The organism is Nocardiopsis sp. iso_40, from assembly GCF_056173285.1.
In genome coordinates, this window is record NZ_CM149666.1 from 1473374 (window position 1) to 1488380 (window position 15007).

A 15007-nucleotide genomic window follows, 5' to 3' on the forward strand; every position below is an offset into this window, starting at 1 on the left:
TGCTCCACGCGTCACATCGCCCCCTGGTTCCAGGGGGCGGCTTCGCGCCGCCGCTCCCGAAAACCAACACGTGACAGGGCGAATGGAAACACATGTCCACTACTTCCCTTGTGTTCGTGTTTAGCGTTTCTTGGTGCTGAAGTTTTCTGTTGATTCTCGTTGCTGGCGTCCCGGTCTTGTTTTCGGTCTGTGTGTAATTTAATTCCCCCTTCTCTTGGCTGCCTTTCCGTGTCCCCCGCTGTTACGGTTCTGTTGATCACGGGTTCGCTCTCGGGGCCGGCCAGTGAGGTGATCCCAGCGAGTTTGAGGTGGGAGGAAAACGGCAATCCGGACCCTGGAGGAGGAATGGCCGTTCAGCAGACATAGACGTGGAGCCCCAGGTAGAAGGCGAGGTGTCGAATCTTGCCGGGCTACCGTGAAAGGCTCCACGTGGTCACCTATCGTGCCATCCTCGACGTCCCCAGGGAAGCCGTTCTCTTCCTGGCCCGCCTCCTGGCCGCCGAACGCACACTGCGCGGCACCCGCAAGGGCACCCGTGCCCTGACCTGCTACCACCAGGCGATCATGGTCCTGCGCCACTTCCGCGAGGGGACCGACCCCGCCACTTTGGCCCGCGACCACGGCATCGGCCGATCCACCGGCTACCGCTACATCGACGAAGCCACCGATGTCCTGGCCGACCAGGCCCCGGACCTGCACCACACCCTCCAGCAGGCTCACCAGGCGGGCGTGCCCCACCTGGTACTCGACGGGAAAGTGATCGGCACCGACCGCTGCCTGGCCAAGACGATGAGCGTCAAAGGAAAGAGCATCGACCTGTGGTACTCGGGAAAGGCCCGACACCACGGAGGCAACGTCCAAGGCATCATGGAACCGGACGGGTTCCCCCTCTTCCTCAGCGATGTCGAGCCCGGATCAGTGAACGACCTGCCCGCGGCCCGCTCCCACGTGCTCGGCGCGCTCTACGCCTTCGCGGCCAAAGGTCTGTCCACGCTGGCTGATCTGGGGTACGAGGGTGCCGGAATCGTCGTCCTCACCCCCGTCAAGCAGCCGAGCCAGGGGCCACCACTGGCTTTGGACGACCGCACCCTCAACAAGCTCCAACGGGGTTCGCGCTGTCTGGGCGAGCGCGGGCTCGCACTGCTCACCCAGCGGTGGCGGCTGCTCCAGCACATCACCGCCAGCCCCAGCAAGATCGGGGATATCGCCAAAGCCGCCCTTGTCCTCACGCACTTCGAACACGGGCGCCTGGAATGAAACTCGCTGGGATCACCGCAGTGGGTGAGTCGTCAAGAGTGGGGCTATGACGGGCGCTCAGCCTGGGCCCAAGGAGCCCGGACCCCCTGGGCCTCGTGCGTCATGGGAACGGGAGGCCGTGGATTTCGTCGAGTTGTCTGAGGCGGACACGTATTTCACGCGCTGAACTGCCCCGCATGGTGTGGACCAGTATGTTGAGAAAATCCTTGGCCATCAGTGGGCTGCCGCAGCATTCCCAGCAGCAGTACCACCAGCGAGGATAGAGGTGGTCGTCCCACGGGGGGCGCCTGGGGTCACGGGCGTATTGCTCCCATCTGGGGAGCGCCTCGTTGATGATCCCTGGCCACAGCTGCGGGTGGCGGTGTTCGGCTCGTCGGATCTCGGCCATCGTCTTGGACGACAGGCCTTTGAGCGCTGGTGCTTTTCTTTGTCCTCTGCGCGCTCGGGGGTGGTTCTCTGCGCGCAGGAGTCCCGGCCGCCTACGCGGCATGGGCCTTTCTGTCGATGAACATGCCCCGTATCATCCCATAGCGCTTATGCGGCAGCCAGCTCTGGTCCGCGTGGTGTTCTTACTCAGGTCAGTGGACTTGGTCGGCGCTGCCCCGCACCGGGGTCGCTGGAGGCTCTTGGTGTGTGCCGGGATCGCCTTCCGTCACTCACGGCAGGACGACGCGCTACACCGGTGAATCTATGGCTGGCTGGTCATGGGAAGGTTCGGCCCGCCCGAGTCACAAGTGCCGCCACTTGCCCTCAGCGCTGACCAACCACGCCCCCCGTCATCTTGGCCCAGGCCGAGGCCGGTTCCAAGACCAACGGGAACCGCCACTTTCACCCGTTTCTGCACGACCTGGCCCCGGCCGGGGCCGTCGTCACCTTGCTCACGGTTCAAGAATGCGGGGGCTCGCCCGTGACCTGGTGGTCGGCGAAGTTCAACGCCTCCAGAACCAGGCGCCGCAGGTGGCCGTCGGGCATGGAGTAGACGATGTGGCGGCTCTGGCGCCGGGAGACCACCAGACCGGCCAAGCGGAGTTTGGCCAGGTGCTGACTGACCGAAGTGCGTGAGGCGTCGGTGTTCTGACTCAGAGTGGTGACGTCGGCGTCGCCTTGGGCCAGGGTCCACAACAGGTGGAGCCGGGTGGGCTCGGCCAGCATCTGAAAGACCGAAGCGGCCACGGAGAGCTGTTCACCCTTGGGAGCGTCTCTGTGGAAGAGGCTCTGGTCCAGGTCCCTGTCATTGCTGCTCACCCCCACATCCTAGGCGTCGAGGCGTCACGAGCTGTCACTGATGTCTCGGGCGCGGGGCCAACGCGGATGCAGCTCGTCGACGACGAATTCGTGCCGGTGGCGGTAGCCGGACCCCACCTGCTCGGCGTCCGCCAGGTGCGGATGGTCCGGTCCAGGCTCGGTGTGCACGTGGGTGAGCGGGCCCGGCTCGCCCGTCCGCCACAGGTGGACCGCGACGACCGAGGCGGCCAGGGCCAACATCGAGAAGACCAACAGCGTGGTGGGGACCCCGACAAAGACGCCCAGCCAACCGGCCGCGGGGTAGGTGAGCAGGAAGCAGGCGTGTGAGAGCGAGAAGTGCGCGGCGAACAGCGCAGGCCGATCTCCTCGTGCGCAGGAGCGGCGCAACAGACGTGCTGCGGGGGTCAGCACCAAGGAGGTGCCCGCTCCGAGCAGCACCCAGGAGGTCAACAGCAGCGGCCACAGCAGCCCTTCAGGTGCCAGGGCGGTTGCTGTTGCGGTGCCGCCCAGTGCCGCGGCCAGGACGAAACCGGCGGGCAGCATCACCGTGCGATCGCTCACCCGGTCCAGCACTCGCGGCAGAACCAGGGCGATGATCATCGATCCGCCTCCGAAGAAGCCCAGAGCGATGGCCACCTCCTGCTCTCCCCGGCCCAGGGTCTCGCGCACGATCACGATCGTGTTCACCAAGACGACAGCCGTGGCCGCGGCCACCGCCATGTCCAGCGCCAGCAGGGCCCGCAGACGAGGAGTCCCGGCGAAGATGCGTGTCCCCAGTGTGGTGGCACGCCAGAAACCCTCCTTGCTTCGCTGCGCGGAAGGCCGGGGCAGAGTGGTCGAGAGCACCAGCAAGGCCGAGGCGCAAAACCCGATGACAGTCCCGGTGAACAGGCCCTGGTAGGTGGTCGCCACCAGTAGCGCGGCCGCGAGCGCGGGGCTGAACAGGTTCTCCAGGTCATAGGCGAGCCGGGACAGCGACAGCGCCCGGGTGTACTCGCGCTCGCCAGGCAACACATCGGGGATGGTGGCCTGGAAGACGGGGGTGAAAGCGGCGGACGCGCACTGCAGGATCAGGATGAGCGCGTAGACCTGCCAGATGGCGTCGACGAAGGGCAGACACAGTGCGGCGCCGGCGCGTACCAGGTCCGAGCCCACCAGGAACGCTCGGCGAGGCAGGCGGGAGGCCAGGGCTCCGACCATCGGGCCCACGCTGACATAGGCGACCATCTTGATGGTCAAAGCGGTGCCCAGGACCGAACCGGCGCTGGGCCCGGCCAGGTCGTAGGCGAGCAGGGACAGCGCGACCGTGGCCAGGCCGGTTCCCACCAGGGCGATCACCTGTGCCGAGAACAGTCTTCGGTAGGCACGGTTACGGAGGACTTCGAGCACACCTGCACCTTCCACTCGAACGAGCTATGTGGAGGATTCAGAGTACATATGAGTGCGCAGATGTGCACATGATGACTTATTGGCGATCCGCCTGGAGGGTGTGTCCGGTGCCAGCGGGGTCTGAGGTGGTGGCGTTCGACCGGGAGAACGTGGCCCGAAGGGGTTGTGGGTGCGCAGGTGAGGGCGGTCCTGTCTGAGTCGGACTCTTTCACCCAGGACGACTGACAGGCGGTGTTCCCGGACGTGGCCGAGCCAGTGGACGAAGCCGCCGTTGTGCCGTCGCGCGGGGCTGTGCCCGTGACGGGGCCGGTGGGCGCGTGGGCGGCCCGGCGGGCCCCCGGGGTGCCCGGAGCGGGCGCGGCGGTGTGGGGCCGGGTTCGCCCCCGCCCTTGTTGGCGGGGGCGAATAGGGTTTGAGGTGGGTTTTCCCGGCCCGATGGGAGTGCTTCGGCTGAGGTCGTACTGAAGAGCACATATGGAGTACACATGGCCCCGAAACACCGCGAGGCTCTAGTTCGAGGTCCTCATGCACCCTGTCTGACATGGGGCGCCTCCACCGCCGGAGGCGGTCGCCTCCACCGATCAACCGGCAACCGGCACGGAATCGGTCCCCGAGGTGCGGACAGCCGCTGACTTCGACTGCCTGTGCGGGGTTGTGACTGCCCGTGGTGCGGTCGGCGGAGAGCAGGGCGTGGCTACCTGACAGCTCTGGAAAAGAAACCGGGCGGGACAGGCACTGTTCGTGTTCGCCCCTGACATGACACACGCCAGAGCTCCAGCACATCCGAAACGAAACCACTGTGTGGAACTCAGCCGGAGGAGAGTTGCAGCAAGCGTTCGACAACCTGGACAAGATCGGTGCCACTCACGTCGGGTGCTGTGAAGACGTCGCCGTAGCGGCCTTCCAATCGCTCACACCAACCGGCGATACAGCCAGCGCGCTTGGCTCCATGGCAGTCCCAGGCGTGCACCGCGACCAGCGCCATGTCGCCCGGTGACGTTCCGAGTTCGCTGGCTGCCACCCGGTAGATGGACGGAGCGGGTTTCCAGATACCGGCCCTTTCCGCGGTGATCACCCGGTCCACGTAGCGCGCCAAGCCCGCTCGTTCCAGGAAGCGAACTGTGTTCTCGGCGCTGCCGACGGTCAGGCAGCCGACCCTCACTCCGGCTTCGGACAGTCGGCGCAGCGCCGGTTCCGCGTCGGGATAGGCGGGCAGGTGGCCGAACCCCTCCAGTACGTGGTTGATGTCCTCCTCAGCGGCGGTGTGGCCGGTGTCGGTGCGCAACGCTTGCCGTGCCACCGACTCGAACGAGGCGAAGTCCCCGGCGAGGGTCAGTGCCATCGCGTCGCGCTGGAAACGCATGAACCACGGCTCCAGCAGCCTTGCCGGTTGGCCGATCTCCTCCAGCCGTGTGCGGAGCGGATCCAGGTTCAGCAGGGTTTCGAGAACATCGAAAGCAACGGCGTGCGGGCGAACGGTCATGAGAGCTCCCATGGTCGGCGATTCCCCCTGTGCCCGACTCAAGTAGGACGAACGGGAACGAAGCTAACAAAGTGACAAGGAGTGCAGGCACGGGCGGCAACCACGATGACGATGATCAACCACGGCCTCCACGCCCAAAGCGCGGGTTTCAGAGCCGACCGGTGCAGACACCGGGCTTTTACCCTCGGCTGTAAACCGTCTGTCCAGAAGTTCTGTGCGTAACCCTAGGTTGAGATTCCGCAGCAACCGTGTGTGGACACGGGTCCCGCCGCAGATCGGATCGAGGACGGAAGAGGCTGTCCACCCACCCGGCGGGTCTTGATCAGTATCGACCTACCAGCGTGTTCGCCCAAGCCCTCGCCATCGTGTCTCGTGCCAGGTGCGAAGTACGTGGGACGTGCCACTGCGGTGTGTGCCGGGATCGCCTCCCGTCACTCACGATGGAGCCGCTGACCCACGTCGGTGAATCCATGACTGACTGGTCATGGGATGGCCCCTCTGGGCTGGCCAGAGTGGGGGCATGGACGGATTCATCGAAGCGGTCTTCAGCCTGACGATCCGCGTTGAGAGCAGGTGGCGCCTTGGTGGCTGACCTGCTCTCTCAGCGGTTGGACCCCGACATGTGGGGTCACAAGGCGGCGCGGCTGAGCCAGGTCGCTGACCTCGGGCTCCCCGTGCCGCCGGGGCTCTGCCTCAGTGCTGCTGCTCTGGCGCACGGAACCAGCGAAGCGATCGCCTCACTCCGCACGTGGTTGGAGCTCTACCGGCCCCGCCGAGTCGTGGTGCGCACCAGCTCGACCCTGGAGGACGGGCTGGAGCGCGCACATGCTGGGCGATCGGTGTCGCTGCTCAACTGTCCACCCGACGCCTCCGCGCTGGCCCGGGTCATCGACCAAGATCTCCTCTCACAGGAGGAGCTGGAGGCCGTCCCGAGCGGGTGCGTTCTGGTCCAGGAACAGGCTGAAGCTTCCCTGTACGGTGTGGCCTTCCTCAGCCAGGACCGCCTGCTGGTCGAAGCATCCCCGTACCCGGACGGAGCCACCGCCGGGATGCCGTTGCGTATGCGAGCTCGGCGTGACGCCCGCCGGTTCAGGGCATCGACCGGCCCCGAGCAGATCCCGAGCCTCGCTCTCACCGCGCAGCTCCACCCCCTGTGCCAACAGCTCAGCGCCCACTTCGGGTTCGACGTCGACGTGGAGTGGGCCTGGAACGGCGCGACCGTCCTGGTGCTCCAGGTACGCCCGATCACGCGTGCTGCCCTGGAGTGGGCCTCATGAGCGACTGGGACAAGATCGAGGCCGTCAACGCCCTCGAAGCCCACGGGCTGCTGCGTGTACCGATCCGTGTCGTGCGGCGACCGCACCAGATGAGTACTCGGGCCCTGCGCGACAGCTTCAGCGAGCACCGACTCCTGGTGCTGCGCACCGCGGCCACCTCCGAGGAACGGAACCTGCCTCGCCTGGTCGGAGCCACACCCGCAGCCGCGGCGAAGTGGATCATTGATCTCGCTCCGGGGCTGTCTGTACTGGTGCAGCCCTATGAGCAGGTGCTCTTCTCCGTTGAACTCGCGGTCTACGAGTCAGTGGTGGTGGCCGAGATCGTTCCCGGAATCTGGGAGCTGGACAGCCGCCTGACCCCCGCCGTCCTGGTGGTGAAGGACGATGGCCTCGAACTCACCATCCCGGACACCCATCTCCAGGCGGCTCGCTTCCACGACCCCCGCCACGGAACCCGACAACGACCGGCCCGCGTTGATGACTGGCAGATCGCCACCCTCGTGGCGTGGGTTCGTGAACACCGCCGCCACCTGACAGCCCTTTTCGACGATCTGGGCCAGCCGTTCGGTCTCAAGCTGCACCACTCCAGCCGCTACGGACTCTCCGCCCAGAACATCCGCAGCAGTGTGCCCGAACCCGACACCTGGCAACGGGACACCCCCGCACCTCCGATCAACACGGCCCCGCTCTCCTCAACCGAGGCACCCCTACCTGAGGGCCCCGTTCTGCTCGACGTGTCCGTCGCCCGTGAGGAGCACACCCGCCTGGCCGCGTTCATCGACCGACTCCACCAGACCGGAACCCGAGAGGTGTACCTGCGCTCAGGGCTGCTCTCGCACCTGGCCATCAACCTTCGCGAAGCCGGAATCACCGTCAGGAGCGCCCATGACTGAGTTCTGGACCATCGAGGGCATCGACGGAGCGGGCAAGAGCCACCTACTGTCCCGCCTGACCACCGCCACCTCCCAGGTCACCGCCCTGAGCAAGGACGATCCGCCCCACACCGGGAACACATGGCTGGACCGGCGCCTTGCCCTCATGCACGACCTCACCTGGGGTTACGACCACGCCGAACCGGTCTGGGACTACCCGGCGCACTACTGGCTGCACTCCCTCGCGGCCTGGTACACGCTCTTCCACCACACCCACGTGGCACCCGCACTCGACCGGGACCGGCCGGTGGTGGTCGACGGCTGGTACTTCAAACACCAGGCCCGCATGACCCTCTCCGGCGACGAACGCCTTGTGTCCCAGGCCCAAGCCGTGTTCTCCGCCCTGCCACAGCCCGACCGGATCGTCCTGCTCACCACCCCGGCGGAGGTGGCCACCACCCGTAGGGCCAGAACCTCCAAACCTTCCGAACACGGCGCCTTCACCACCAAGCGAGCCACGACCTCTTTGGCTGACTTCACCGACTACCAGACCCGTACCGCCCGCGCCCTGGAGGAACTGCTCGACGCACACCCGGCACCCGTGCACACCCTGCCGAGCACCGCCGACGAAACGGACCTCCTGCCCCTCCTGCACGGAGAGGTCAACGCGTGAACACCACCGCGACCAGCCCCGTCCTGGCCAGCGAACACACCATGGGCGATCGCCTCCCGGAGTATGTCCTCCCCAAGATCCCCCTGGACCTGCTCACCGCCGCCCGTGGCCGGGCATGGGTCTACCCCAACCGCTCCCTGAGCTTCCTCGTCGGCGGCGACAAACGCGTGGGCAAACGCTTCAACTGGCGCCGCCCCTACTTCACCCTCGCCGACGGGGTCCTGCACTGTGTGGTCCCTCCCGGCCAGGACTACACCCACCACTACGCGGAGCTTCTACGCGCGGCCTGCGCCATGACGGACCTACCGGCCGAGATCACCATCGAGCAGCCCGTCCCCGGACAGGGGCTGGCGTTCGTCGACCACTGGCTCCCACGAAACCTGCCCGCACACGACCTGGCGATCCTCGGCTACGTCGAACCCCTCCTCACCCGGCCACCCGCCTCCAGCACCGGCTGGGACCACCGCCCCGGCTTCGGCTGGCGCACCGCGCGCATCGGCCACTCCACCGCACTCCTGCTGGGATGCGAGTTCAGCTTCTGGGGTGACCTCGCCGGTGACCTGGTCACCGCCCTGATCACCCGCGGCCACACCTCGGGCGTGCTCTACGTCGGCAAACTCGGCGGCCTCCAGCCCGACATGGAACCCAACACCGTCATCGTCACCGGCACCACCACCCAGGTGGAGGGCCGCCCTCTCTCCTGGAGGAGCGCTCTGGACCTCGACCCCGCACTGCCCGGGCTGCGCGACCGGGCCCGGCACATCACGGTCCCCAGCGTCCTGGACGAAACCCGCACCTGGCTCGAGCAACACCGTGCACACTTCGACGTGGTGGACCCCGAGATCGGCCACATGGCCCTCGCCGCCACCACCGCCCAGGTGCCCTTCGACTACCTGCACATCGTCACCGACAACCTCAACGGCACCCACGACCACGGACTGTACGCCGAACGCAGTACCCCGGTCGCCACCCGGCGCCGCCGCTGCCTGCACCACATCGAAACGATCCTGCACCGGAGCCTGGCATGAACCCGACCGCACCCGTCACCCTTCTCGGCCTGGACTGGAGCGACCCCGACACCCCGCGCCTGCGCACCACCGACCCCGACCACCCCGAAAGCAGCCTGCTCCACCCCCTCCTGGGCGAGCACGCCTTCCGCGTCGACGGCGAGCAACGGCGCTGCATCGGCTGGTTCGACCTCACCGGAGCCGAGGGCAGGCACGTGCGCTGCCGCACCGACGAGGTCGTCACCCGGGGCAAACAGTGCCGACGCTGCCAGTACAAGGAGGGGTTCATCGCCGCCCACCAGGCCCACCGCACCCCCGACGCGCTGCCCGAGAACATCCGCGACTACCTCCGGCAGCCGCACTGGCTCTACCTCGACGTCTTCGCCAACGGCACGACCAAGGTCGGCACCGCCGCCGACTCACGCCGCCGCAGCCGACTGGCCGAGCAGGGACCCGTCGCTGCCCTCTACCTGGCCCGTACCGAGGACGGGGCCACGGTCCGCACCCTGGAGTCCGCCGTCTCCCAGCACTTCGCGCTGCCCCAACAAGTCCAAACCCGCCGTAAGGTCCTGGGCCTGCAGAACAGCATCGACACCACCGCCCTCATCACGAAGCTGACCGACCTCGCATCCCAGGTCACCCCCTACCTGAATAAGATCGGCGACGAACAGCCCGGCACCGAAGTGCTCGCCGCCCCCGAACCCTGGATACGGCCCGCCTGCTCCACCGCCGTCTTCGAATCCGCCCCCGTGCTCGCCCACCCCGACGACCTCACCCAGGGCACCCACCGGCTGCACATCACCGGGGCCGCCGGCCCCGTCGCCGTGTTCTCCACCGAACCCGAACCGGGACCCGACGCGCCCCGCCACTGCGCCGACCTGAGCAGGCTCATCGGCCGATCCCTCGCCCCGGCCACCGCCGAGGACGCTCCCACCGGCGCGCCCACCCTGTTCTGACCCGGAGGACCCCGTGCACGAGAGCACCCTGAGCGAGATCTGTACCTTCTGCTGCGAGGTGGAAGGCGGCGACGACTCCAACCTCTTCTACGACCTGGGCCTGGCCCGGACCCGCACCGACTACGTGCTCATGGAGAGCGAACACTTCGTCGTCATGCCCTTCATCGGCGCACTCACCGACTGGTACCTGCTCATCGTCTCCAAGCGCCACACCCTCTCCGTGGGCTGGCTGGACGAGGACGAACACACCGACCTGCGCACCCTCATCCCACAGGTCACCAGCCTCATCCGAGAGCGCAGCGGCCTGGACAGCCTCGTCTTCGAACACGGCAGCCTCGACTTCCGCGACAAAGGCGGTGCCTGCTACGACCACACCCACATCCACGTCGTGGCCACCGACCACGACCACCGGCGCTTCCTCGACCACATCCCGACACCCGTCACCATGCGACCCTGCACGGACTGGATCAGCGCCTCCCGCCGCCTGGTCGAGGAGGAACAACGCTCCTACCTCGCCCTGGGCACACCCGGCCAGGACTGGATCGGCACCGCCACCGGAGCGCCCTCCCAGTTCTTCCGCCGCTGCCTGGCCACCTGGATGGGCGCCGAAGAAGGGGAGTGGGACTGGCTCACCTTCCCCCAGACCGACCGGGTCCACCGCATGAGCACGGCCCTCAGCACCAGGTGACCCGTCTCGCCCCCTCACCACGGGATGCTCCGCTCGAACACGGGGCGGGCGCGCGGCCCCGGCATAGGCTGGGGCCCGTGGCCCACACCGAGGACTTCACCGAGCGCGCCCTACGAGCCGTCCACACCGCCGCCCAGGCCCTGGGCGCCCCCGAGACGTCGGCTCACGATGGGCCCGAACTGATCCGCATGGGGGAGCGCGCGGTGTTCCGCCTGCGCGACGGAGCCGTCATCGCCCGGGTCGAACGCTCCGAGGCCAGATGGGCGGAGGCCGACCGGGAGGTGCGGGCCGCCCGATGGCTGGCCGCAAAGGGCCTGCCGGTGAGCCTCCCCCTGCCCGGCGAACAACCCGTTCTGGCCGAAGACACCGCCGTCACGCTCTGGGAGGGGGGCCAAGGGGAGTGGACCGTCCCCCGGGAGTTGGCCAAGCTCCTACACGCGCTGCACGGCCTCATCCCGCCGCCCGAACTCGATCTCCCCGACCTGGAACCCTTCGACCGTGTGGCCGAACGCATCGACACCGCCCCCGGGCTCAGCCCCACCCAACGCGACCAACTACGTCAGACCCATCGCGACCTGGCTACTCTGATCCCGACCACCAAGCCGGTACTGGGCATCCACGTCATCCACGGCGACGCCAACATCGGCAACGTCCTGGCCACCCCGAACGGGGTCGTGCTCTTCGACCTGGACGGCATCTGCTGGGGCCCACCAGAGTGGGACCTGGTCCTGACCGCCCTCTACCGGGACCTGGGCTGGCACAGCGAAGCCGAGTACGCCGACTTCTGCGAGGCCTACGGGTTCGACGTCACCGCCTGGGAGGGCTACCCCCTCTACAAGCAGACCCGGGAACTGCGCATGACCACCTGGCTTGCCCAAAAACGCGGAGAGAGTCCCGAGATCGACGCCGAGATCGACCGGCGCATCAGCGACCTGGCCGACCCGCGACGCCCACGGGAGTGGAACCCCTACTGAGCAGCCGACACCACGGCCCGAGCCTGGTTCAGGAACCGGTCCGCCATCGGCTGCCCACGGTAGGGCCGCACACTCCGGGCGAACGCGTCGAGGTAGCCCACGCACCGGGCCGAGGACGTCGCCCGCACCTGTGGCAGCACCACGGAGCCCAGATGGCAGGCCTCCTCGACCTCGCCCTGCCCCAGCACGGCAGCCGCCAACACCAGACGGGTGAAGACCCGGCTGCGCGAGTACTCCTCCCCGACCGAGGACGCCAGGCTCTGCTCCGCCAACCGCCGCGCCACATGGGCATGGCCCAGATCGCGATGGCAGTGGGCGACCTCGTCGGAGTACTCCGCATGGTCGAAGTAGCCGATCCACTCCGGATCGGACCCCGGGTCACGTCGACCGAAAGCCCGCTCTGCCTCGCTCATCGCCTGGAAACACGCGGACTTGTCCTGTCCGAAGGCGTGGGCACGCGCCTCCATCATCAGGAACTGCGCCCGCATGGTCTGTGTCGCCCGCTCCCCGGCACCGGCCAACGCCGCCCGGGCCAGATCCCGCGCCTCGGCGTGCGCACCGACGTAATTGGCCTGGTGACTCATCGCCGAGAGCACGCTTGCCCCGAGCAGCCGGTCGCCCGCATGCGCGGCCAGGTCCAGAGCCTGAACAAAGTAGCGGCGGGCGGCACCGTTGCGCTGGGCGTCGTAGGACATCCACGCCAGCGAGAGCACGAACTCCGCGGACACCGCGAACATAGTCCGGCCGGCCTTCTCCGCATGGGACTTCCGAAGCAGCGGAACCACCGTGCCGTTGAGGTAGTGCACCGCCGCCGCTCACGCGTTGTCACCGCCGAAGCGGTTGTCCAATGCGGAGAACGTCGCTGACGCGCTGCGGATCGCCGCGACCGGACCCTCTGCCAGGTGAGCCTCGGCCCCACCGGAGGCGGGCCCTGACACCAACCAGGAAAGCACCGCGGAACTGACCGCCGAGGCCGGTGGCTGCTCCTTCACCCCCGGGATGTCCTCCACGTCCACACCGGCCACCTGTCCCAGGACTTCGGCGGTCTTCTGCGGGGAGCCGTTCAGGGCAAGGCCCAGCTCCGGTGGGACGCGCTCCATCACGGGGGAGGGAATCTCGTACCCGTGCGTGATGCCCTCGATCACCCGTCGGACGGTCTCATGCTTCCGTAGCTCCTGCTGGCCGCTCAGGACCCGGGAGACCATCGTCTGGGACAGGTCGCACATCCGCGCGATGGCGTCCTGGGCCAGGTCGGTGTGCCGGAGCAAGAGGCGGATCAGCGCGTTGGCGTCCCCTTCGGCTGCGGCCCGCCGCACCTGGGGGTTGCGCCAGAACCGCGCGGGAACACAGGAGCAGTCGCCACTGTCTCGGCAACGACCACAGTTTCCGCAGAACACGGGGGTGCCTTCCACTAGAAACCTCGGGGCGGGTAGGTGGCACAGAAGACTACGGGCGCCAGCTCCAGCTCCACCATGACCGGCTTGTCATGACCACCATGCCCGCACCGTCATGGGGATGTCAGCGGTTTCTCCGGACAGTGGCCCTATGACCCCAGCGACAACGTCCGAGACCGGCCCAGTGGTGGCGAGGAGCCCACACCGCACCCGCAGCGGGCCCGCACCCAGTACCGACCCCGGCGGACACTGTGATTCACCGCCGCTTTCGAGGACAGAACCCGATTCCTCCGAAGCGGGCGACCACAACCTTGCCAGGGGCGCTGTGAGATCTCCGCGCGGCTCGAACGAGTTCGGGCCGTTGTTGCCCCAGCCCAGGGCCGATGACGTGGTCGGGCACGGCTACACGGCCTTCCAGGTGGTGCGGTTGGCGGTGTGGGTGGCGCGGGAGTGTCGGTGGGTGAACGGCATGGACATGGTCCACCGAGCCGAGACCGCCTGGGAAGCGATCACCGAGCACCTGCACCTGGTCGCGGCCCGTCCGCAGGAGACCGAGCTGATCGCCATCGGGTGGAAGGCAATGAAGGCCCAGCACTACCAGGACCTCAAAGCCCACGGGCTGGGCGGTAAGGACAAGGCCCTGGTCTCCAGGGCGTTCCTGCGCTACTGGACCAGCGCCTCAGCACCCGCTCACTCCCACGAGGACCTGCTCGTGGACCGCATCGCCCTGGCCCAGATCTGGGCAGCCCTCACTCCGGCCCACCGCCAAGTGCTGACCGCGCTGGCCGAACACGACGACCGCCGCCGAGCCGAGCGCGCGGTGAACATGGACACGGCGGCTTTCACCCGGACCTTGGGCCGAGCCAGACGGGCGTTCTTCGCCCTGTGGCACGAGGGAGAAACCCCCTCGAAGATGTGGGGCTATGACCGGCCCCGGGGCGCGCCACCAGAACGTGATGTACCTGGTGAGGCTCCGCAAGCAGCGCGCCCTGAAACGCAAGGCCGCAGGCACGGTGCCCCTCCAGGGGCATCGCCCGCCCAAGGAGTTGGGGGTGCCCAACAGCGAGCTCCTGGCCCGCTTCGAGGGAGGGGAGACCTACGCCTCTCTGGCCCGGGAACTCAGCGTCAACGCGGACCTCATCAGGGCCCGCGTGAACAAAGCCCGCGCTGAAAAGGGACTGTCCTCTGACGGTCGGGCGGTATCGGCGCTTTTCTGAGAGATTCCGCCTCCTCTTTTCGTATGGGGTTGAAGAACCTCGCTCACCCAAGCGAACATCAACCAGCCCTAAGGGAACAGCTCATTCCTTGCGGGCTTTAGGGGCTTTTGTGCCCTTTGTGTGGTGTGGGCGGGAAGCGCAGTTCCGGGCGGCGTACAACCCCGGGGCCATTGACACCCGACCAGGCCACACCTTGATGGAGAACGAAAAAGAAAGTGGAGGCGCCCCGACACGGTGCTACCAACACCGAGCCGGGGCCTAATCCCCACCTGGAATCAGCAGGAGGAGATCGTGGAAAAGCATAGCGGGCAGCATCGCAAGCGCCGACAAGGCTGGGGCGAGCACCTGCGTTGGGTGCTGGGGGTGGTGCTCGCCGCCGTGTTCTGCAGTCCGACCGGGCAGAGCACTCGACCGGCGATTGAGGTGCGTCAACCGCTGCCGGCACGGCGTCCGACCCCAGGCTGTGAACCTGGCCTGGGGCGGCGTGCGGGCCAGGTAGGGGTGAAGGTTCCTTGGCCCCGTGCTGGGGAAGCACGCACGGGCACGCACCTAGCCGGGCCGCCGCCCCACCAGCG

14 protein-coding genes are annotated in these 15007 nt (G+C 67.6%); 9 read left to right on the top strand and 5 right to left on the bottom strand.

What is annotated here, in order from left to right:
* Nucleotides 1-429: 429 nt before the first annotated feature.
* Nucleotides 430-1257 (top strand): transposase family protein, encoded by an 828-nt coding sequence (locus tag AC0VYD_RS06505; protein ID WP_475480203.1) that lies wholly within the window; start codon nt 430-432, stop codon nt 1255-1257.
* 885 nt (nt 1258-2142) lie between these two features.
* Here the strand turns inward: AC0VYD_RS06505 and AC0VYD_RS06510 are convergent.
* The 3 genes from AC0VYD_RS06510 to AC0VYD_RS06520 form a co-directional block, all read right to left on the bottom strand.
* Nucleotides 2143-2502 (bottom strand): ArsR/SmtB family transcription factor, encoded by a 360-nt coding sequence (locus tag AC0VYD_RS06510; RefSeq protein ID WP_475479048.1) that lies wholly within the window; start codon nt 2500-2502, stop codon nt 2143-2145.
* Nucleotides 2503-2526: 24 nt separating this feature from the next.
* Nucleotides 2527-3891: an MFS transporter gene (locus AC0VYD_RS06515; RefSeq protein ID WP_475479049.1), complete on the bottom strand. Its 1365-nt coding sequence runs from the start codon at nt 3889-3891 to the stop codon at nt 2527-2529.
* An 808-nt stretch (nt 3892-4699) separates the two neighbouring features.
* On the bottom strand, nt 4700-5374 hold the full coding sequence (locus tag AC0VYD_RS06520) for a haloacid dehalogenase type II (RefSeq protein WP_475479050.1): 675 nt from the start codon (nt 5372-5374) through the stop codon (nt 4700-4702).
* 584 nt (nt 5375-5958) lie between these two features.
* On the opposite strand from AC0VYD_RS06520, the gene AC0VYD_RS06525 reads away from it, so the two are divergent.
* The 7 genes from AC0VYD_RS06525 to AC0VYD_RS06555 all read left to right on the top strand — a co-directional run bounded on the left by AC0VYD_RS06525 (nt 5959) and on the right by AC0VYD_RS06555 (nt 11821).
* The gene (locus AC0VYD_RS06525) at nt 5959-6651 is read left to right on the top strand and encodes a pyruvate phosphate dikinase (RefSeq protein WP_475479051.1); all 693 of its coding nucleotides are present in this window, start codon (nt 5959-5961) and stop codon (nt 6649-6651) included.
* Nucleotides 6648-7544 carry a hypothetical protein gene (locus AC0VYD_RS06530; protein ID WP_475479052.1) on the top strand — a complete coding sequence of 299 codons (897 nt, stop codon included), beginning with the start codon at nt 6648-6650 and terminating at the stop codon, nt 7542-7544. The genes AC0VYD_RS06525 and AC0VYD_RS06530 overlap by 4 nt, the downstream gene beginning before the upstream one ends.
* The gene (locus AC0VYD_RS06535) at nt 7537-8196 is read left to right on the top strand and encodes an AAA family ATPase (RefSeq protein WP_475479053.1); all 660 of its coding nucleotides are present in this window, start codon (nt 7537-7539) and stop codon (nt 8194-8196) included. The genes AC0VYD_RS06530 and AC0VYD_RS06535 overlap by 8 nt, the downstream gene beginning before the upstream one ends.
* The gene (locus AC0VYD_RS06540; protein WP_475479054.1) at nt 8193-9224 is read left to right on the top strand and encodes a hypothetical protein; all 1032 of its coding nucleotides are present in this window, start codon (nt 8193-8195) and stop codon (nt 9222-9224) included. The genes AC0VYD_RS06535 and AC0VYD_RS06540 overlap by 4 nt, the downstream gene beginning before the upstream one ends.
* Nucleotides 9221-10159 (top strand): DUF2797 domain-containing protein, encoded by a 939-nt coding sequence (locus AC0VYD_RS06545; RefSeq protein ID WP_475479055.1) that lies wholly within the window; start codon nt 9221-9223, stop codon nt 10157-10159. Before AC0VYD_RS06540 ends, AC0VYD_RS06545 begins: the two co-directional genes overlap by 4 nt.
* Nucleotides 10160-10172: 13 nt before the next feature.
* The gene (locus AC0VYD_RS06550; protein WP_475479056.1) at nt 10173-10847 is read left to right on the top strand and encodes an HIT domain protein; all 675 of its coding nucleotides are present in this window, start codon (nt 10173-10175) and stop codon (nt 10845-10847) included.
* A gap of 77 nt (nt 10848-10924) precedes the next feature.
* Nucleotides 10925-11821: a phosphotransferase enzyme family protein gene (locus AC0VYD_RS06555; RefSeq protein ID WP_475479057.1), complete on the top strand. Its 897-nt coding sequence runs from the start codon at nt 10925-10927 to the stop codon at nt 11819-11821.
* Here the strand turns inward: AC0VYD_RS06555 and AC0VYD_RS06560 are convergent.
* Both AC0VYD_RS06560 and AC0VYD_RS06565 read right to left on the bottom strand, forming a co-directional pair.
* Nucleotides 11815-12558: a hypothetical protein gene (locus AC0VYD_RS06560; protein WP_475479058.1), complete on the bottom strand. Its 744-nt coding sequence runs from the start codon at nt 12556-12558 to the stop codon at nt 11815-11817. The two genes, AC0VYD_RS06555 and AC0VYD_RS06560, sit on opposite strands and share 7 nt — an antisense overlap.
* Before the next feature lie 78 nt (nt 12559-12636).
* Nucleotides 12637-13137: a hypothetical protein gene (locus AC0VYD_RS06565; protein ID WP_475479059.1), complete on the bottom strand. Its 501-nt coding sequence runs from the start codon at nt 13135-13137 to the stop codon at nt 12637-12639.
* 1001 nt (nt 13138-14138) lie between these two features.
* Between AC0VYD_RS06565 and AC0VYD_RS06570 the strand changes: the two genes are divergently transcribed.
* A complete protein-coding gene (locus AC0VYD_RS06570) occupies nt 14139-14432 on the top strand; it encodes a hypothetical protein (RefSeq protein WP_475479060.1) in 294 nt (97 codons plus the stop codon).
* The last annotated feature ends 575 nt before the right edge of the window (nt 14433-15007 follow it).

What these genes read in the sequence shown, in the direction of transcription:
- AC0VYD_RS06520 (WP_475479050.1), bottom strand. Translation starts at nt 5,374, where the DNA reads ATGACCGTTCGCCCGCACGCCGTTGCTTTCGATGTTCTCGAAACCCTG.
- AC0VYD_RS06560 (WP_475479058.1), bottom strand. Translation starts at nt 12,558, where the DNA reads ATGTTCGCGGTGTCCGCGGAGTTCGTGCTCTCGCTGGCGTGGATGTCC.
- AC0VYD_RS06545 (WP_475479055.1), top strand. Translation starts at nt 9,221, where the DNA reads ATGAACCCGACCGCACCCGTCACCCTTCTCGGCCTGGACTGGAGCGAC.
- AC0VYD_RS06570 (WP_475479060.1), top strand. Translation starts at nt 14,139, where the DNA reads ATGACCGGCCCCGGGGCGCGCCACCAGAACGTGATGTACCTGGTGAGG.
- AC0VYD_RS06530 (WP_475479052.1), top strand. Translation starts at nt 6,648, where the DNA reads ATGAGCGACTGGGACAAGATCGAGGCCGTCAACGCCCTCGAAGCCCAC.
- AC0VYD_RS06535 (WP_475479053.1), top strand. Translation starts at nt 7,537, where the DNA reads ATGACTGAGTTCTGGACCATCGAGGGCATCGACGGAGCGGGCAAGAGC.